19 protein-coding genes are annotated in these 18,404 nt (G+C 64.0%); 14 read left to right on the top strand and 5 right to left on the bottom strand.

Annotated elements, in window-relative coordinates:
• A complete protein-coding gene (locus Q7U29_RS13370; RefSeq protein ID WP_370691755.1) occupies positions 1-816 on the top strand; it encodes a 3-hydroxybutyrate dehydrogenase in 816 nt (271 codons plus the stop codon).
• Between the two features lie 143 nt (positions 817-959).
• On the opposite strand, the gene Q7U29_RS13365 is transcribed toward Q7U29_RS13370, so the two are convergent.
• The gene (locus tag Q7U29_RS13365) at positions 960-1,991 is read right to left on the bottom strand and encodes a fatty acid desaturase (protein WP_304742113.1); all 1,032 of its coding nucleotides are present in this window, start codon (positions 1,989-1,991) and stop codon (positions 960-962) included.
• A 310-nt stretch (positions 1,992-2,301) separates the two neighbouring features.
• Here Q7U29_RS13365 and ykgO point away from each other — a divergent pair, with 310 nt between their 5' ends.
• The 3 genes from ykgO (at position 2,302) to Q7U29_RS13350 (ending at position 3,582) form a co-directional block, all read left to right on the top strand.
• Positions 2,302-2,427 carry a type B 50S ribosomal protein L36 gene (gene ykgO / locus Q7U29_RS13360; RefSeq protein ID WP_002718645.1) on the top strand — a complete coding sequence of 42 codons (126 nt, stop codon included), beginning with the start codon at positions 2,302-2,304 and terminating at the stop codon, positions 2,425-2,427.
• A 126-nt stretch (positions 2,428-2,553) separates the two neighbouring features.
• Positions 2,554-3,207, top strand: a complete 654-nt coding sequence (locus Q7U29_RS13355; RefSeq protein ID WP_304742110.1) for a tetratricopeptide repeat protein — start codon at positions 2,554-2,556, stop codon at positions 3,205-3,207.
• A 120-nt stretch (positions 3,208-3,327) separates the two neighbouring features.
• Positions 3,328-3,582, top strand: a complete 255-nt coding sequence (locus Q7U29_RS13350) for a hypothetical protein (protein WP_304742108.1) — start codon at positions 3,328-3,330, stop codon at positions 3,580-3,582.
• Between the two features lie 7 nt (positions 3,583-3,589).
• Here Q7U29_RS13350 and Q7U29_RS13345 read toward each other — a convergent pair whose 3' ends face one another.
• On the bottom strand, positions 3,590-3,769 hold the full coding sequence (locus Q7U29_RS13345; RefSeq protein WP_304742105.1) for a hypothetical protein: 180 nt from the start codon (positions 3,767-3,769) through the stop codon (positions 3,590-3,592).
• Positions 3,770-3,843: 74 nt separating this feature from the next.
• On the opposite strand from Q7U29_RS13345, the gene Q7U29_RS13340 reads away from it, so the two are divergent.
• Both Q7U29_RS13340 and Q7U29_RS13335 read left to right on the top strand, forming a co-directional pair.
• On the top strand, positions 3,844-4,608 hold the full coding sequence (locus Q7U29_RS13340; RefSeq protein ID WP_304742103.1) for a DUF3750 domain-containing protein: 765 nt from the start codon (positions 3,844-3,846) through the stop codon (positions 4,606-4,608).
• A 78-nt stretch (positions 4,609-4,686) separates the two neighbouring features.
• Positions 4,687-5,655: an alpha/beta fold hydrolase gene (locus Q7U29_RS13335; protein ID WP_304742101.1), complete on the top strand. Its 969-nt coding sequence runs from the start codon at positions 4,687-4,689 to the stop codon at positions 5,653-5,655.
• 85 nt (positions 5,656-5,740) lie between these two features.
• Here Q7U29_RS13335 and Q7U29_RS13330 read toward each other — a convergent pair whose 3' ends face one another.
• On the bottom strand, positions 5,741-6,913 hold the full coding sequence (locus tag Q7U29_RS13330; RefSeq protein WP_304742099.1) for an acetyl-CoA C-acyltransferase: 1,173 nt from the start codon (positions 6,911-6,913) through the stop codon (positions 5,741-5,743).
• A 223-nt stretch (positions 6,914-7,136) separates the two neighbouring features.
• Here Q7U29_RS13330 and Q7U29_RS13325 point away from each other — a divergent pair, with 223 nt between their 5' ends.
• From Q7U29_RS13325 to Q7U29_RS13295, 7 genes are all read left to right on the top strand, one after another.
• Complete coding sequence (locus Q7U29_RS13325; protein ID WP_304742096.1) at positions 7,137-7,994, top strand: hypothetical protein; 858 nt, start codon at positions 7,137-7,139, stop codon at positions 7,992-7,994.
• A 106-nt stretch (positions 7,995-8,100) separates the two neighbouring features.
• On the top strand, positions 8,101-9,594 hold the full coding sequence (locus Q7U29_RS13320) for an FAD-linked oxidase C-terminal domain-containing protein (protein ID WP_304742094.1): 1,494 nt from the start codon (positions 8,101-8,103) through the stop codon (positions 9,592-9,594).
• 10 nt (positions 9,595-9,604) lie between these two features.
• Positions 9,605-10,837 carry an FAD-binding protein gene (locus tag Q7U29_RS13315; RefSeq protein ID WP_304742093.1) on the top strand — a complete coding sequence of 411 codons (1,233 nt, stop codon included), beginning with the start codon at positions 9,605-9,607 and terminating at the stop codon, positions 10,835-10,837.
• Positions 10,834-12,150, top strand: coding sequence for a glycolate oxidase subunit GlcF (glcF, locus tag Q7U29_RS13310; protein ID WP_304742090.1), 1,317 nt, complete (start codon positions 10,834-10,836; stop codon positions 12,148-12,150). The genes Q7U29_RS13315 and glcF overlap by 4 nt, the downstream gene beginning before the upstream one ends.
• Positions 12,151-12,200: 50 nt before the next feature.
• Positions 12,201-12,704, top strand: a complete 504-nt coding sequence (locus Q7U29_RS13305) for a histone (RefSeq protein ID WP_370691754.1) — start codon at positions 12,201-12,203, stop codon at positions 12,702-12,704.
• A gap of 17 nt (positions 12,705-12,721) precedes the next feature.
• The gene (locus Q7U29_RS13300; RefSeq protein WP_304742088.1) at positions 12,722-12,988 is read left to right on the top strand and encodes a hypothetical protein; all 267 of its coding nucleotides are present in this window, start codon (positions 12,722-12,724) and stop codon (positions 12,986-12,988) included.
• A gap of 127 nt (positions 12,989-13,115) precedes the next feature.
• Complete coding sequence (locus tag Q7U29_RS13295; protein WP_304742086.1) at positions 13,116-14,147, top strand: TorF family putative porin; 1,032 nt, start codon at positions 13,116-13,118, stop codon at positions 14,145-14,147.
• 175 nt (positions 14,148-14,322) lie between these two features.
• Here Q7U29_RS13295 and Q7U29_RS13290 read toward each other — a convergent pair whose 3' ends face one another.
• Positions 14,323-16,071: an ABC transporter ATP-binding protein/permease gene (locus Q7U29_RS13290; RefSeq protein ID WP_304742083.1), complete on the bottom strand. Its 1,749-nt coding sequence runs from the start codon at positions 16,069-16,071 to the stop codon at positions 14,323-14,325.
• Positions 16,072-16,338: 267 nt separating this feature from the next.
• Between Q7U29_RS13290 and Q7U29_RS13285 the strand changes: the two genes are divergently transcribed.
• Positions 16,339-16,761 (top strand): META domain-containing protein, encoded by a 423-nt coding sequence (locus tag Q7U29_RS13285; RefSeq protein ID WP_304742081.1) that lies wholly within the window; start codon positions 16,339-16,341, stop codon positions 16,759-16,761.
• Positions 16,762-16,829: 68 nt separating this feature from the next.
• On the opposite strand, the gene Q7U29_RS13280 is transcribed toward Q7U29_RS13285, so the two are convergent.
• On the bottom strand, positions 16,830-18,344 hold the full coding sequence (locus Q7U29_RS13280; protein WP_304742079.1) for an NAD(P)/FAD-dependent oxidoreductase: 1,515 nt from the start codon (positions 18,342-18,344) through the stop codon (positions 16,830-16,832).
• Positions 18,345-18,404 lie beyond the last annotated feature (60 nt).

Below are 18,404 nucleotides of genomic sequence, written 5' to 3'. Positions count from 1 at the left end.
ATGCAACAGACAAAGAAGGAGAGCGAATTGAGTATTATGAAGGGCAAGACGGCCGTTGTGACCGGCTCGACAAGCGGAATAGGCCTGGCGTGCGCGCGGGCATTCGCAGGTGCAGGCGCCAATATCGTGCTCAACGGAATCGGGGCACCGGCCGATGTCGAAAAAACGCGGACTGCAATTGAGAACGATTTCGGAGTGAAGGCAATCTATACGCCCGCGAACATGGCCGAGCCGATCGAAATCGCCAGTATGATTTCGCTTGCGGAGAGAACGTTTGGCCGGGTGGACGTACTCGTCAACAATGCCGGCATCCAGCATGTCTCGCCAATCGAGGATTTTCCGGTCGAAAAGTGGGATGCAGTCATCGCAATCAACCTCTCCTCCGCATTCCATACGATCCGTGCCGTTACTCCCGGCATGAAGCAACGAGGCTGGGGCCGGATCATCAACACGGCATCGGCGCATTCGCTGGTCGCATCGCCGTTCAAGTCCGCCTACGTCGCAGCCAAGCACGGCATCGCAGGTCTCACCAAGACGGTGGCGCTGGAGCTCGCGCAATCGAGGATCACGTGCAACTGCATCAGCCCCGGCTACGTCTGGACGCCCCTGGTCGAGAAGCAGATCCCGGAAACGATGAAGGCACGCAACATGAGCGAGCATCAGGTGATCAAGGACGTCCTGCTCGCTGCCCAACCTACCAAGCAATTCGTTACCGTCGAGCAGATAGCTTCGCTAGCGCTGTTTCTGTGCAGCGATGACGCCGCGCAGATCACCGGCGCCAATCTCCCCGTAGACGGGGGCTGGACGGCCGCGTAGGAGCCGCGTGGCGAAGAGTGAGATGTCCCCGCTCAGGGTACTTCTAATGGTGCCGTCGGGAAACGCCGGCTACCACTGTTACTGTGCATGGGGTTGTTTTCGATATTTTTGTTTGAGCCCCCGTCGGCCTCGCCGCCGGGTCTCTAATCGACCGGAACGCCATCCGATCCGCGTGTAACCAGCCTGGCTTTGGCGGCCTGCGCTCTGAGATGCGCACTCGGCGGCACCACGTGGGTGGCCAGCCCGATCCGTTCCAGGAAACGAATGGTCAGCCAGGTATTGTCCATCTCCCACCATTGATGGCCATGGCGCGCCGAGCGCGGGTCGGCGTGGTGGTTGTTGTGCCAGCCTTCGCCGTTGGAGATCATGCCGACGACAAAGTTGTTGCGGCTGTCCTCGTCGGTCTCGTAGCTGCGATAGCCCCACATATGGGTCACCGAATTCACCGCCCAGGTGATGTGCCAGACCAGTACGGTGCGGACGAAGACGCCGAACATCAGGCTGCCGAGGCCGGTCTGCGCGGCAGCCTCGGGTGATTGGCCCGATAGCCACGCCACCGCAAAACCGGCGGCGAAGAACAGCGGCATCTGGATCAGGTTGATCCAGACCAGCCAGCCGTAACGCTCGAGCGCGACGTAGAAGCGGTCGCGCAAAATGTCCTTGGCGTAGCGTTCGTAGATGCCGAGCCGCGCCAGTTCGGGCTGGTGCACCAGGATCCAGCCGATATGGCTCCAGAAAAAACTGGCCAGCGGGCTATGCGGATCGGGCTGTTCGTCGGCGAATTGGTGATGGCGGCGGTGGATCGCGACCCAGCGCGCCGGGGTTTCCTGCAGGCAGGACATCGCGACCACTACCATCGAATGCTCCAGCCATTTCGGCACCTTCAGGCCGCGATGGGTGAGCAGCCGGTGGTAGCAGAGGTTGATGCCGAACAGCCCGCACAGGTGGGTGAGGAGCATGGCGAGGATCAGCCCGCTCCAGGAGAACCAGCCGGGCATGAAGGCCAGCAGCGCCAGGGCATGGTAGCCGGCGATTACGATGATGTAGGGCCAGTTGAGCTGGAACGGCCGCACGCCGGCGGGCAGCGGTATTCGGCCCGGGGCGGCAAGGGGGGCGGCTTGATCCGCGGGGGCCAGAGTTGCAGGTTTGATGGCGGGATTTTGAGCGGTCGTCATGGTGGAGGCAGATCCCATCTTTGCGCGAGACCCAGCTCGGCCGAACAGCCAGTTCCAGATATAGGGTGCGAATCACGGTATCGCAGCAAACCTTTGACCGAATTTGCGTATTTTTCCTAGCCGGGGATTCAGGTTCCAACGGGCCGGGATCGGCCGGCGGCGTCCTGGTTTGCCGGTCCGGATTGACATTCGACCATTCGATGGCTTAGAAACCGGCCGTCCCGGGCGGTATGACCGCTGGCGGGAAAAATCTCATTTTGCCACTTTCGGCCTGTCGAAACACGGCCTTTCAAAGCATCAGGATTGTCCCATGAAGGTCCGTAACTCGCTGAAATCGCTGCGTGGACGCCACCGCAACAACCGTCTGGTCCGCCGCAAGGGCCGGGTGTACGTGATCAACAAGGTCCAGCGCCGCTTCAAGGCGCGCCAGGGCTGATCAAGGTTGATTGGGGCTGAGTCGAGCCCGATTGCGGCTTTCGGCGTTCGCGAAAATTCCTGATATCACGGGTCTTTGACGACTTGCTGCTTTGCAAGCGCGTTTTGCTGCGTCTAGACTTTGTCGATGGCAATGAGATTCCCAGGGCCCCGCCGCCGCCTCGCGATCCTGCTCACGGCTGCGCTGGCGGCTGCATGGGCAATTCCTGCGTCGGCGCAGGATCCGCGGTCGGCGCCGCCGCGAAGCCAGAAGAAGCTGCCGGAGGCGCCAGCCAAGCTACCGAAGGTTGGCGCCGACAAAACGCGCGGACTGGACTTCCTGTTCGGCGCGCTGAAGGCGGCGCCCGATGAGGCCAGCGCCAAGCATGTCGAGGCCCGGATCTGGGCGGTATGGATGCAGACGCCGAGCGATACCGCCGCACTCCTGATGGTGCGTGCCAAGGCCGCGATGGACGCCAAGCAGGTCGACGTGGCGCTGAAACTGCTCGATGCCGTGGTCAAGCTGCGTCCGGACTATGTCGAGGGCTGGAACCGGCGCGCGACGCTGTATTATCTCAAGAACGACTACACCCGCTCGATGCAGGATATCGAGCAGGTGCTGGTGCGCGAGCCCCGCCATTTCGGCGCGCTGGCCGGCCTCGGCATGATCATGCAGGATCTCGGCGACGAAAAGCGCGCGCTCGAAGCCTTCCGCAAGGCGCTCGCGGTCAATCCGCATCTGGAAAAGGTGCCGGAGCTGGTCAAGACCCTGACCGAGAAGGTCGAAGGCCGCGACATCTGATTGCTAATTTTATCGATCCGCTCGCGGACGAATTAATCACGAAATCAGGCGATCCTTGTCGGCCGGAACGTTTTTGGCTACCGCGAACTCGCCCGCTGAAATGCGTGTAGGAGCGAGACCATGAGAGCGTGGATACTGGCTGCCGCGATGACGTTCGGTCTGGGAACGGCATGTCTGGCCGATGGGCAGTACTGGGTGGTCGGCAGTCGCGCGACCAACAAATGCGAGATCGTGACCAGCAATCCGACCATTTATCCGTACAGCAATGACGGCCCATTCTGGTTCGGGACGGGTCCCTACAAATCCCTCGCCGACGCCAAGCTGGCGCGTTCCACCATCAACCAATGCCCAAACCGCAGCCTGACCGACGATTGACCTTCGGTCAGTGCAGAACGTTGCTGCCGCGCGGCGCTGGTCCGTGGATCACCGCCGCATAGGCCTGTGCCAGCTCGGCTTCCAGCTGCTCGTTGACCAGCAGCAGCGCCTTCAGCGCGCCGCGGATGTCGCCATTGCAGGTCTCCACGATACGGTCGATGGCGGCTTCGCTGGCCTCGGAAGTCATTGAATACCCTCCATTTGAATGCAACGTAGCGAAAGCGCCCGGCACGACTATATGAAGCGGCATGTGACGCCTGCATGAATTTGCCCCGCCGAAGTTTCCGCCACTTGAGAAAATCTGTGATTATCTTTCTGGTTCTGCTGTTCGCCCCGATCACGATTTCGGCGGTGAAGTACCTGCTCGGCGATCGCTCGGTCGATTGGCAAATGGCCGACCGTTCGAGCGCGGGCCTGTTGCCCGCACCGCAGGAACATCCCGAGGCGGTGGTTCGCGTCTATGCCGCGCGCACGGTTCGCTGGCGCGGAATCTTCGCGGTCCACAGCTGGATCGTCGTCAAGGAGCGCGGGGCAACGCGCTACACCCGCTACGATTACACGGCCTGGGGCGAGCCGATCCGCGTCAACGGATTTGCCGCCGATGGACGCTGGTTCGGGGGTACGCCGGAGACCATCGCCGCGACGGACGGTGAAACCGCAGAGCACATGATCCCCAGAATCCGCGCCGCGGTCGAAGGCTATGAGCTCAGATCCTGGGGCGATTATCGGGCCTGGCCGGGACCGAACTCCAACACGTTTGTCACCGCCGTGATGGCGGCGGTGCCGGAGCTGCAGGCCACGTTGCCGCCGACCGCCATCGGCAAGGACTTTCCCTATAATGGCGACATGTTTGGGCCGACCGCTTCCGGGACCGGCGTTCGCCTCACGCTGGGCGGCTATCTGGGGTTGGCGATCGGCTGGATCGAAGGCATCGAGGTCAATTTTTTCGGCGCGGTGTTCGGCATCGATCTGCGGCGGCCGGCCGTGAAATTGCCCGGACTGGGGCGTGTCGGTTTCAGCGTTTGACGGATTCGGGCTGGCCTTGAAACCCGGATGCCGTAAAATCGTAGCTCGTTGGTGCACAGGATCATCCGGATAGTCTCAATGATATTGACAGGCGTCGTGGCCGCGCTGGCGATCCTGGCGCTGATCACGCAGGCTGGCGTCTTCCTGCTGGAGCGCACCTATCCCGCGCAGGGCAAGATCGTCGAAGTGGCGGGCGGCGCTCTCCACGTCGTCGATATCGGGCCGCGCGATGCCACAGGCCCCGCGATCGTGATGATCCACGGCGCCAGCTCCAATCTCGAAAGCATGCGGCAGCCGCTCGGCGGCAGGCTTGCCGAAAAGCACCGGGTGATCCTGATCGATCGGCCCGGCCACGGCTGGAGCGCGCGCGCGCGCAACGAGGATTCGACGCCCGATACCCAGGGGCGAATGATCGAGGAGGCGCTGGAGAAGCTCGGCATCGTCAGCGCCGTTTTCGTGGTCCACTCCTGGGCCGGCGCGCTCGGCGCGCGGATGGCGCTGGATTATCCGCAGCGCGTCGCCGGTCTGGTGATGCTGGCGCCGGTGGCCTATCCGTGGCCGGGCGGCGTCGGGCAATATAACAGGATCATCTCTACGCCGGTGATCGGTTGGCTGCTCGCCCACACGATCACGCTGCCGCTCGGCACCTTGCTGGCCGAGGCCGGCGCCCGCGGCGTTTTCCTGCCGCAAATGATGCCGGACGGATTTATCCAGCGATCGGCGACGCCATTGCTGCTGCGGCCGCACGAATTCATCGCCAATGCGCATGATCTGGTCGACCTGAAGGAAGCGGTCAGGGAGCAGGCGCCGCGCTACGCCGGGATCAGCGCGCCGGTCGTGGTGATCTCGGGAGACGGCGCGGACAAGACCGTATCGACCAGCATCCATTCCCGGCCGTTCGCCGCCATTGTGCCGAATGCGAAATTGATCGTGCTGCCGGATGTCGGACACATGGTGCAGCACGCCGCGCCCGAACTGGTGATCTCCGAGATCGAGGCGATGCTCGGCAGGATCGCGCCCGGCAGGGCCGCTGCGGCCGAACGATAACCGTCGCAAAAAAAAAGCAGCGCGGCGGTTACCCGTCGCGCTGCTCGTGGTTCCGATGCCGGCAGATGCCGGGCCGAGACAAAGCTCAGCTGTAGATTTCGAACAGGCCCGCGCCGCCCTGGCCGCCGCCGATGCACATGGTCACGACGCCCCACTTGGCCTTGCGTCGGCGTCCCTCCTGCAGCAGGTGGCCGGTACACCGCGCGCCGGTCATGCCGAACGGATGACCGATCGCGATCGAGCCGCCGTTTACGTTGTACTTCTCGGGATCGATGCCGAGCTTGTCGCGGGAATACAGGCACTGGCTGGCGAAGGCCTCGTTGAGCTCCCAGATGTCGATGTCCTCGATCTTGAGCCCGTGGCGCTTCAGCAGCCTCGGCACCGCGAACACGGGGCCGATGCCCATCTCGTCCGGCTCGCAGCCTGCCGCCGTCCAGGCGACGAAGCGGCCGAGCGGATTGAGGCCGCGCTTTTCCGCGTCCTTTGCTTCCATCAGCACGACGGCAGCGGCGCCGTCCGACAGCTGGCTGGCGTTGCCGGCGGTGATGTATTTGCCGGGACCCCTCACGGGCTCGAGCTTGGCGAGGCCTTCCATCGTGGTCTCGGGCCGGTTGCACTCGTCGCGGTCGACCGTGTAATCGACGATGCTTTCGGCCTTGGTCGCCTTGTCGACCACCTTCATTTTGGTCTTCATCGGGACGATTTCGTCCTTGAACTTGTTGGCCTGCTGCGCTGCCGCCATGCGGCGCTGCGATTCCAGCGAGTACTCATCCTGGTATTCGCGGCTCAGCTTGTAACGCTCCGCGACGATATCGGCGGTGTCGATCATCGCCATGAAGATGGCGGGCGCCACTTTGAGCAGGTCCGGATCGACCGCTTCCTTCGGCAACGGGCCGCCGGGGATCGAGATGCTTTCGACGCCGCCGGCCACGATGCAATCGGAGCCGTCCGAGCGGATCGAGTTGGCGGCCATCGCGATGGTCTGCAGTCCCGACGAGCAGAAACGGTTGACCGAGACGCCGGCGGTCGACTTCGGCAGGCCCGCGAGCAATGCGGCCTGGCGGCCGATATTGGGCGCGCCATGGGCGCAATTGCCGATATAGCTGTCCTCGACGTAATCCTTGTCGACGCCGGCGCGCTCCACGGCGTGCTTGATGGCGTGGGCCGCCATCGACATCGGCGGAGTGATGTTGAACCCGCCGCGGCCGGACTTCGCCAGCCCGGTTCGCGCATAAGAAACAATAACCGCTTCACGCATTTTCTTGATCTCCCTTTGAAGCGGCCATTATGCCCCGCAATAGATTGCAAGCGTAGGGAAATTTCGCTGGCGACAGTAAAATATCACCTGTCGCGGCCCTCGGATTCCCCGCACGTTCCGCTGTGCGGAAAGACTTCCGGATCAGCGCTCCCGGTCGATGGATTTCGCGCCGGGGAAGGGCTAGCTATCCGGCGTCAGGTTTAGGATGAAGTGACGCTTACCCATGGCGATGACCGCTGCCGAGATCCTGGCTCACCCCATGCTGGAGCCATGCGTTCGCGGCCAGGCGCAATCGCTGCTGCAGATCCAGGAAGCGAGCCCGCGGATCGCTTCGCTGTTTGCGACCCAGCAGCGCTGGTTGATGTCGCACGCCGCGCTGGCGCGCTTTTTCCGCAACGAAGCGAAGGACGCCGGCTCCGGGGTGCTGGCGGAGCGATTCCTGGAGCTTGTCACGCGGCACGGGCTTGCGAGCCGCAACACCGCGTCGGCGTTTCTCAAGGAATTGCTGAAATACGAGATGGTCCGGTTCGTCGCGGGCAGCGAGGGCAGGCGGCACCGCCCGATCGAGCCGGCGCCGGCGGTGCTGATGTCCCTGTTCCACTGGCTCGCGCTGCATCTGGCCACCCTCGATGGGTTCGATGGCGGCGCCCGGGCCGCGGGCCTCCACGCCCGGCCGGCCTTGCTAGGTGCGATCCAGCCTTTGATCGCGGATGGCCTGATCGGCTCGGGCGACGTTCGCAAACCCGAGCGGACGTTCTCGCTGTTCACCTGGGTCGACGAAGGCGGCATCGTGATGGACCGCCTGATCGTCGGATGCCAGCCAGGCGCCGACGGGCTTGCCCGCATTTCGACCGACGTGACCTCGATTTCCGGGCTGGCGCAGCGGCTCAATCTGTCGCGGACCCAGCTCGGCCGCAAATTTGCCGAGGCCGCGGCCATGGGAAGCCTGGGCTGGTCCGGGCCGCCGGGGAAATCTCCGCTGTGGGTGTCGGCGGATTTCCGGCGCGAATATCATGCCGCGCAGGCCGTGAAGCTCGCGATCATCGATGCGGCGTTCGAGGCGAGCGCCGTGCCGGGATAGGTCGCACTGCCGGGCACTTGATGATCTATCCAAAGTCTTCCAGACGTGCTTGATTCCCAATGATAATTCAATGAGCAGCAAATCGCCGGCACGGGAGACGTAACCGATGACCATCATGATGCCCGCTCCCGATCAGGCGGTGCTGGCGCGCCGCGACGAGATCGTGACGGCGCTGCGCGCGATCGTGCCGGGCGAGGGCGTGATCGACAGCGCGGCCGAGATGGTGCCTTACGAGTCCGACGGGCTGATGGCCTATCGTCAGCCGCCGATGGTGGTGGTGCTGCCTGACACCACCGAGCAGGTCTCGAACGTCCTGAAATACTGCTTCGAACAGGGCATCAAGGTGGTGCCGCGCGGTTCCGGCACCTCGCTGTCCGGCGGCGCGCTGCCGCTGGCCGATGGTGTCTTGCTGGGCCTTGGCAAGTTCAAGCGGATCCGCGAGATCGATTTCGACAACCGCGCCGTGGTGACCGAGCCGGGGGTCACAAACCTGGCCATCAGCCAGGCGGTCGCGCATGCCGGATTTTATTATGCGCCCGATCCGTCGTCGCAGATCGCCTGCTCGATCGGCGGCAATGTCGCGGAAAATTCCGGCGGCGTGCATTGCCTGAAATACGGCATGACCACCAACAATGTGCTGGGCTGCGAAATCGTGCTGATCACGGGCGAAATCCTGAAGGTAGGCGGCAAGTCCGCGGAAACCTCGGGCTATGACCTGATGGGCATCATCACGGGGTCGGAAGGCCTGCTCGGCGTCATCACCGAGGTCACGGTGCGGATCCTGCAGAAGCCGGAAACCGCCCGCGCCGTGATGGTCGGTTTCGCCGAGGTCGAGGCGGCCGGCGAATGCGTGGCGCGGATCATCGGCGCCGGCATCATTCCGGGCGGCATGGAAATGATGGACAGGCCGGCGATCCACGCCGCCGAAGCCTTTGTCCATGCCGGCTATCCGCTCGACGTCGAGGCGCTGCTGATCATCGAACTCGACGGCCCCGGCGTCGAGGTCGATGAACTGATCAGCCGGGTCGAGGCGATCGCGCAAGGCTGCGGTTCGACCACGCTGCAGATTTCCACCTCCGAGATGGAGCGCAATCTGTTCTGGGCCGGCCGCAAGGCGGCGTTTCCTGCGGTGGGGCGGATTTCGCCCGATTATCTCTGCATGGACGGCACCATTCCGCGCGGTGCGCTGCCCAAGGCGCTGGCGCGGATCCGCGATCTCTCCGAAAAATACGGCCTGCGCGTCGCCAACGTGTTCCATGCCGGCGACGGCAATCTGCATCCCCTGATCCTGTACGATGCCAACCAGCCCGGCGAGATGGACAAGGCCGAGGCGTTCGGCGCCGACATCCTGAGGGTCTGCGTCGAACTCGGCGGCGTGTTGACCGGCGAGCACGGCGTCGGCGTCGAGAAGCGCGACCTGATGCCGGAAATGTTCTCCGAGATCGATCTCAACCAGCAGCAGCGGCTGAAATGCGCGTTCGACGCGCAGGGCCTGCTCAATCCCGGCAAGGTGTTTCCGACTCTGCATCGCTGCGCCGAGCTCGGCCGCATGCACGTGCACGGCGGCAAGCTGGCGTTTCCCGATCTTCCCCGATTTTGAGCAGGCGCGCGTGGACACCTTGAACATACGTGACGCCAAGGACGTCGAGGAAGCGGTGCGCGCGGCGATCGCCAGCGGGCAGCCGCTGGAAATCATCGGCCATGGCTCCAAGCGGCTGATCGGCCAGCCGATGGCGACCAATGCGCTGCTCGATCTGTCGGCGCTGAACGCGGTCGTGGCCTACGAGCCGAACGAGCTGATCATCACCGTGCAGGCCGGCGCCCCGCTGGCCGACGTGCTCAGCCTGATCGATTCCAAGAATCAGCAATTTGCGTTCGAGCCGATCAATACTTCGGCGCTGCTGGGCACGCCCGATATCGGAACCGTCGGCGGCATGATCGGCGCCGGCCTCGCCGGTCCGCGCCGCATCCGGGCGGGCGGCGCGCGCGACCATCTGCTGGGAGCCCACGCGGTGTCGGGCTTCGGCGACAGTTTCAAGGCCGGCGGCAAGGTGGTGAAGAACGTTACCGGCTACGACCTCTGCAAATTGCTGGCGGGCTCATGGGGCACGCTCGCGGTCATGACGGAAGTGACCATGAAGGTGATGCCGCGGCCCGAAAGTGAACGCACGCTGGTGCTTTCGGGGCTTGATGACGTCACAGCGAACCGGGCGATGACGGCGGCGCTGGGCTCGCCGTTCGACGTGTCAGGGGCGGCGCATCTGCCGGCATCGGCGTTTCGGGCTGCCATCAGCGGGCTGGGCGACATGGGATCGCAGGCGATGACCTTGCTGCGGCTGGAGGGCATCACGGCCTCGGCGATGCATCGCGCCACTGCGTTGGCCGCGCTGCTGGCGCCGTTTGGCGCCGCGGAAATCCTGCAGGACGCGCCCTCGGCGGCAGTCTGGAGTTCGGTTCGCGACGTGAAGCCGTTTGCGGCTGCCGGCGCGCTGGGCGCGTGGCCGGTGTGGCGGATCGTCTGTCCCCCCGCCACAGGCGGGGCGCTAGGCCAGGCGCTGTCGCGCGACACCGGCGGCGACGTGGTCTACGACTGGGGCGGCGGCCTGATCTGGGCGGCCCTGCCGCCGAAACCGGATGCGCAGGCGGCGCTGGTGCGCGCGCGCGTCAACGCCGCCGGCGGCCATGCCACCTTGATACGGGCGCCCGAACAGGTCAGGCGCAATATCGACGTGTTCCACCCGCAGCAGGACGGCCTTGCGCGCTTGAGCGAACGCGTCCGCCACGGCTTCGATCCGAAGCACATCCTCAATCGCGGCCGGATGACACGAGGGGCTGCGACATGAAAACCGAATTCAGCCTGGCGCAGCTCGCCGACCCCGATATCGCGGAGGCCGACAAGATCCTGCGCGCGTGTGTGCACTGCGGCTTCTGCACTGCGACGTGCCCGACCTACGTGCTGCTCGGCGACGAACTCGATAGTCCGCGCGGGCGGATCTATCTCATCAAGGAGATGCTGGAAAAGAACCGGCCGCCGACCGCGGAGGTGGTCAAGCACATCGACCGCTGCCTCTCCTGTCTCGCCTGCATGACCACCTGTCCGTCGGGGGTGAACTACATGCATCTGGTCGATCAGGCGCGCGTGAGAATTCAGAAAGATTATACCCGGCCGCTGACCGAGCGGGCGCTGCGCGCGGTCCTCGCCTTCGTGCTGCCGCGGCCACAACTGTTTCGCTGGAGCATGATTCTGGCGCGGCTCGGCCGGCCGCTCGGCGCCTTGTTGCCGACCCCCAAAACGGCTGCGGCGTCGCCCGGTTTGTTACGGCGAATCAAGGCGATGCTGGCACTGGCGCCGGGTCGGCTGCCCGCCGCTGGACCCGGCGGGGGAACAGTGTTTCCGGCGGTCGGCGAGCGGCGCGGACGGGTCGCGCTGCTGCAGGGCTGCGCCCAGCAGGTGCTGGCGCCGCGCATCAATCAGGCCGCCATCAATTTGCTGACGCGGCACGGCGTCGAGGTGGTGCTGGTCAAGGACGAGCAATGCTGCGGCGCGCTGACCCATCATCTCGGACGCGATGGCGATGCGCTGGCGCGCGCCCGCGCCAACATCGGCGTCTGGCTCGGGGAGGCCGGACGGGACGGTCTCGATGCCATCCTGGTGACCGCATCGGGCTGCGGCACGGTCATCAAGGATTACGGCTTCATGCTGCGCGAGGACCGCGATTTCGCCGGCCCGGCCGCCACGGTTTCTGCGCTGACAAAGGATATCACCGAGTATGTCAGCGGCATCGAACTGCAGCCATCGCAGCAGCAGCGCGATATCACCATCGCCTATCACTCCGCTTGTTCGCTGCAGCACGGACAGAAAATCACGCAAGCTCCGAAAGAATTGCTTTCCAAGAACGGATTCGTGGTGAAAGATGTACCGGAGAGCCATTTGTGTTGCGGTTCGGCGGGGACTTACAACATTCTCCAGCCCGACATTGCCGGCAGATTGCGCGATCGAAAGGTCGCCAATATTGCGACAGTGAAGCCGGACATGATTGCTGCGGGCAATATTGGCTGCATGGTTCAGATTGCCGGCGGTACGTCAGTTCCTGTGGTGCACACGATTGAGCTTCTCGATTGGGCGACAGGCGGTCCCCGGCCAGGATCGACCTGAATCGTTTGGCTCCGTGCGGAAGCGGACGGCTTGAAACGCCGGATAGACATTTGATCGGCGGCAACAGGAGGTTCACGATGGCTAAAGGGAAGAAGAGCAAGAAGGGCAAGAAGGCTAAGAAAGCCAAGAAGGCCGTAGCGGCGAAGAAGAAGGCTGCCAGGAAAACTACCAAGAAAACCGCCAGGAAATCTTCGAAGAAGTCGGCGAAGAAGGCAAAGAAGTCCGCGAAGAAATCCGCCAAAAAAGCCGCCAAGAAAGCCGCGAAGAAATCGGCACCGAAGAAGTCTGCCAAGAAGTCGGCGAAGAAGAGCAGCGCCAAAAAGAGCCCGGCCAGGAAGGCGGCCGCCAAGTCTTCCGCTCCGATGCCCGCGGCTCCCAAACCCGCCCCGCGCAAGCGTACCGCGCCCAAGCCCAAGCCCGCCCCTGAGCCGATGGCTGCGCCAGCGCCCGAGTCTGCGGCTCCGAGCTGGGCGTCTCCGAGTCCGGCAGTCCCCAGCCCCGCGTCGTCATGGGGGCAGTCGGCCAGCGGAGAGGACGACACGCGTATCGAGTAAGGGTGCGCAAGCCGCGAATGACGCTCAAGGCCGCAGCATCCGCTGCGGCCTTTGGTTTTTATTGCCTGGAGCGGGATGGCTGCGGGGCGGTGCAGGTTCCTTGCGATTCGCCGGCGCTCCGATTGGCGACACGCCGTAGTTTTGCGGTGCCAATCGGTCTGCCAATGTGCCTCAGCCGACACTGGAAGCCGCCAAAAACCGTAAAAATTGTTGTCGGAATGCAACACCCAAAGACAACATTTCCTGAAACCGCGCCAACGCCTAAAAAGGCGGCAGATGCTTGACTTTTTTGCTTCACGTAACTGACACCGCGTTCCAGATTGCAATCACGTTACGGAATTGGTTGCAGTCGGTTACCGCACGTCCCTGGGGGCCCCGGAGCAGGACTGTTTTAACGGTGATGGGGATGTCATGAAGAAGATCGTTTTGTTAGCAACGGCGCTGGCAATGGTATCGGGTTCGGCTGTTGCGGCGGACATGCGTGTCAAGGCCTACAAAGCCCCGCCGCCGGTAGCGTTCGATCCCTGGGATATCGCCTTCGGCAGCTCGATCGCCAGCGACTACATCTTCCGCGGCATCACCCAGTCCAACCACAAGCCCTCGGTCTCGGCCTATTTCGAGCCGCGCTACAACGTCACCAAGGACTTGCAGCTCTACGTTGGCCTCGCCGGCGCCAGCATCTCCTTCCCGAACCGCGCCGCGGCTGAAATCGACGTTTACGGCGGTATCCGCCCGACCTTCGGCGCCTTCGCCTTCGACTTTGGTGTCTGGGGCTACCTGTATCCGGGCGGGACTTGCCATTACGGCGCTGCCGTCGACACGGCCCTCAATCCGCTCAGCAACGAATGCGCGACCAACGTCCTGTTCAACGGCAACGTCATCAAGAAGAACCTGAGCTTCTTCGAAGCCTACGCCAAGGTGAACTACACCGTGAACGACATGTTCACGATCGGCGCCACCGAATACTACACCCCGAGCTTCCTGGGTTCGGGCGCCTGGGGCAACTACGCGTCGATCACCGGCAAGTTCACGGCGCCCAGCAGCACGTTCGGCAGCAGCGGCCTCGGCATGTACATCTCCGGCGAGTTCGGCCGGCAGTGGCTTGGAACTTCTGACTCGTTCTACGGCACGGGCTTCACCAATCCCGGCTTTGCGGGACCGTTCCCGAACGGCATCAACTACGCCGACTACAATACCTGGAACATCGGTGTCGGCTTCACCTACAAGGTGTTCACGCTGGATGTTCGCTACTCCGACACCGACCTGTCGAAGGGTGATTGCAACGCCTTCACCAGCGATTTCGCAGCTCGCGGCAACATCACCGCAGGTTCCGGCACCTCGATCACGGCGATCAATCCAACCGGCGTTGGCTCCAGCTGGTGCGGCGCGGCCGGCATCGTCAAGCTCTCTGCTGACCTGACCGCGATGACCAACCTGAAGTAAGTTCTTCTCTTCAAGTTCTTGAGGGGCGGCAGAGCGATCTGCCGCCCCTTTCGTTTGGGCTGATGAAAGCGAGCAAGATCCAAGGGCGCTTTTCTTCTCCCCTCCACGCGCAAGAGCGCGTGGAGGGGAGAGAGATGGCCGTCGGCGCCGGCTTCTATGGGCCCAGCGCCGGTCTTTACGACGGCTTGGCGTTCCCGCCGCCATCCTGCAGCACAAATTCATCGTCGTCGCGGGCGAACACGACGTTGCGCTGGTGGAAGGCGTCGAGCGTCGAGCGATGGCCGATCGAAACCAGGGTGGTGGCCGGCAGTTTCTCCCGGAGCAGAGCGTACATCGCCGCCTCGGAAGGTTCGTCGAGCGAGGCGGTTGCTTCATCGAGGAACAGGTATTGCGGCGCATGCAACAGCGCGCGCACGAGCCCAAGGCGTTGTTGCTCGCCGAGCGACAGCGTTCGGTTCCAGTGACCGTGTTCGTCGAGTTGGGACGCCAGCCGGGGCAATCCCACCGCTTCGAGCGCCTGGCTGATCTGAGCGGCCGTGAACGAGCCTTCCTGACCGGGGTACTCGACCGCCCCGCGCAGCGACCCGGTGGGAAAATACGGGCGCTGCGGCAGCATCATCATGGTGGCCTTGGCCGGAATGGCGATGGAGCCCGCCCCGAACGGCCAGATGCCCGCGATCGCCCGGAACAGCGTCGACTTGCCCGAACCGGACGGGCCGGTGACCAGCGTGCGCTCGTCCTTGCGCAAGCTGAACCCGTCCGCGTTCACCAGCGGCCTTCCGTTCGGCAATTGCACGGACAGGCCCTCGAGATCGATGGCGCCGTCGCCGGCCGCCTGGACGAGGTGAATCCTGTCGTTGCGGGTGGCAAGTTGCCTTGCCGCTGATATCCCCGCCTCAAATCCGTCGAGCCGGTTCACCACCGCCTGCCACTCCGCCAACTGGCGATAGATGGAGATGAAGAACGACAGCGCGCCCTGAACGCTGGAGAAAGCCGATGCGGTCTGCATCATGCCGCCGAGCTGGATTTTTCCCGCGAAGTAGGCCGGCGCGACCAGGATGTAGGGGAAGATCACCGAGGCCTGCGAATAGCTGGCGGTGAACGCCGTCAGTTTCTTGGTGCGGGACATGATGGCGAGCCAGTTCTCGACCACGCGCCCGAAGCGTACCAGCAGGCGCTCGCGCTCGGCTTCGTCGCCGCGCAGCAGCGCGATCTGCTCGGAATTTTCCCGGACCCGCACCAGGTTGAAGCGAAAATCCGCCTCGTATTGCTGCTGCCGGAAATCGATCCCGACCAGCGGCCACCCGATCAGATGGGTCAGCACGGTGCCGAGCACCGCATAGATCAGCGCGCCCCAGACCAGGTAGCCGGGAATCGCAAAATCCCGTCCGAACAGGTGCAGCGGCGCGGCATTGGAAAGTCCCCACAGGATGACGACAAAGGAAGCCAGCGTGACGATCGAGCTCAGCAGGCCGACGCCGATGTTGAGCGTCCGTTCGACGAACAGCTTGACGTCGTCGGTCATTCGCTGGTCGGGGTTGTCGGCGGCGTCGCCCTGAAGCTGCATCCGGTAATGGTTGGCCTGATCCAGCCATTCGCCGAGATAGTGCTTGGTCATCCACTGCCGCCAGCGGATCTGCAGCCATTGATTGAGATAGAGCTGGTAGACCGCGATCACCGTGTAGATGGCGGCCAGTACGCAGAAATAGGTGATCTCGGTGACGAAGGTGTCCCAGTTTCGCTCCTGCAGCGCGTTGTAGAATCGGCTGTTCCACTGATTGAGCAGGACCGTGATGCCGACGATGGCAAGCTCGGCGACGATCACCGCCGCCAGCAGCGCGCGGCCGGCCCATTTGTCTTCGGAACGGAAATAGGGAGCGGCGATCCGCCACACGGTCGCGAGCGTTGAGCCGATATTTTTCAAGTTTAACGTCTCCGGGGAATGGCCCAAAGGGCCTGAGAAACGACAGGATTGCGTTTTGCTAGACTAAAGTCTCATGTTCCTGCCTGTCGCGGTCAACCCTAGCATGGGTGTCGCGGCGAGGGGGCGGACGGTGCCTGAACTTCGCGAGGTTGTGAGTGGTCTTTGCGTTGGGCATGAATGCGGCGATTGGCGGCCGATCTGGCCAATGTCGCGCGCATTCACTAGAACGACGCTGGTTTTGCGTGCGGCGACAATTCGAGAGGCCTTATGATTTCAGGATCCGGTTTTTGGACGCGTGTTGCCGCCGCATTGGCCCTGGCACTGGCCTCGGCGGCCTTCAATCCGGGGCCGGCTCGCGCCAATGACGGCTTTCCGTTCGGACTCGAGATGACCCTGGATGTGGCGCGTCAGCCCGGATCGAAGCGGATCCCGTCGCTGGAGATCGGCGATGCCGGCGAGGTGGTCCTTGAACTCTGGTGCAAGGGCGGCAAGGGTCAATTTTCGGTGGCGGGCAACACGGTGATTTTCGTCGCCGGGCCGCTGCAGGACCGCGCCTGTCCGCCGGCGCGGGCGCAGGCCGACGATGAACTGGTCGCCGCCCTGAGCGAGGCCGCGACCTGGAAGCGGCAGGGCGATTTTGTCTCGCTGGTCGGACCCAGGACGCTGCGCTTTCGCATCAACACCAACTGAGATTCTTTTTCTCCCCTCCCCACCACGCGGCGAAGAGCCGCGCGGGAGGAGGGGAGAAGAAAAGCGCTCTACGAGTCCTCGCGCAGGATCATATCCGCGCAGGCGCCGCCGGCCTGCACCACGCCGCTGTAGCCGCCGAAACCGGCATAGGCCGACGCCAGATAGAGACCCGGTACCGGCGTGCGCGGCGAACGGTCCACAGCCTGCCCGATCGATCGCGGCGGTGTCGGCGCAAAGCCATAGACCGCGCCGTCAGGCGCATTGAGATATTGCCTGACCGACAAGGCGGTGTTGAACGACGACGCCACCACGGCCTGGCTAAGGCCGGGATAAAGCGAATCCAGATAGCGCACGATCGCGTCCTGCCAGCGCCCGCGCTTTTCGCGATAGGCGTCCATGTCCGAACTGTCCCAGTTCGACAGCAAATCGGGTCCGTAGACCGACAGCACGTGAGGCGGCGAGGGGATCCCGGAATCGATCGCGGCGAAATCCACCAGCGACATCGGCGGCATTCGCTCCCCGGGTTCGCCGGCCATCAGCCTTGCGCCTTGCGGAAAGTCGGACAGAAGCCGCAGCTGGCGCGGCAGCAATTGCGTGGAATAGGCCGATACGCCGAATTCGCGCGGCGGCTTGTTAAGGCCGAGCGTCATGGCGAACAGCGAAATCGATGGCGCGTGGTTGGCGTAACTTGCCTGCAGCCGGTCGGCGGCCGCTGGTGGCATCAAGGCTACCAGCGCGCCGGGCGCGGCGTTGCCGACCACGCGGGCGCATTGCACGGTCTGGCTGTCGCTGCCGTCCTTGGCGGTGTGCGTAACGGCGCTGGCGCGACCGTCTGCGCCAAGCGCAATGCCGGTCGCGACGCGGCGCAGCAGCACCTCGCCGCCGGCGGCGCGGATGGCGCGGGCCAGCGCGCTCGACAGCCGCTGCGATCCGCCTTGCACGAAACGCCCGCCGCTCTGCAGATAGCTGCCCTGCGCCACCGCGAAATGCATCCACCACAGCGTCGCCGGGTCGTCGTGAAAATACGACAGGTTGGCGGCAAGCGCGCATTTGACGGCTTCGTCGTCGCCGAACACGGCATCGAGCTTTTGCGACAGCGACAGCGTCCAGTCCGGCGAATTCATCAAGGTTGAGCCGTCTCGGCCGTCCTGCGCGCGCGCGCCCGCGGCCGATGCGATGGCCGCCATCTCGTCGAGCAATTGATGGATTCCGGCGCGGGCCTGCGGAAAACGCTCCGACAGCGCGCGCTTGGCCGCATCAAAATTATCCGGCATCACGAACGGCGCCCCGAGCGGGCCGCCTCGCGCCTCGTACAGCGAGCCTGCCGCTATCCACTTGACCGCGTCGAGCACACCCGCCCGCGTCAGCGCGTCGTGCTTGGGATCGCGGGGGTGGCTGGGGTCGCTGGTTTCCTGCAGCGAGCCTTCGATGAACAGGTCGCCGGATTTGTAGCTCGACGCGGCGCCCCCGACCGAGTTGCTGCGCTCGATGACCAGCACCTTGTGCCCGGCGCGCGCCAGGATCGCACCGGCCGTCAAGCCTCCGAGGCCGGCGCCGATCACCACTACGTCCCAGCGCGCCATCAATTCCCTGAAGCTTCTCGTGCGGATATTTACCGTTCTTTGCCGCTGGGGGGCGGCATG

This window comes from Bradyrhizobium sp. (genome assembly GCF_030654605.1).
In the GTDB taxonomy this organism is placed as follows: Bacteria; Pseudomonadota; Alphaproteobacteria; order Rhizobiales; family Xanthobacteraceae; genus Bradyrhizobium.
The sequence above is the reverse complement of the archived record's forward strand: the minus strand, read 5'-3'. Positions and strand labels throughout refer to the sequence as shown.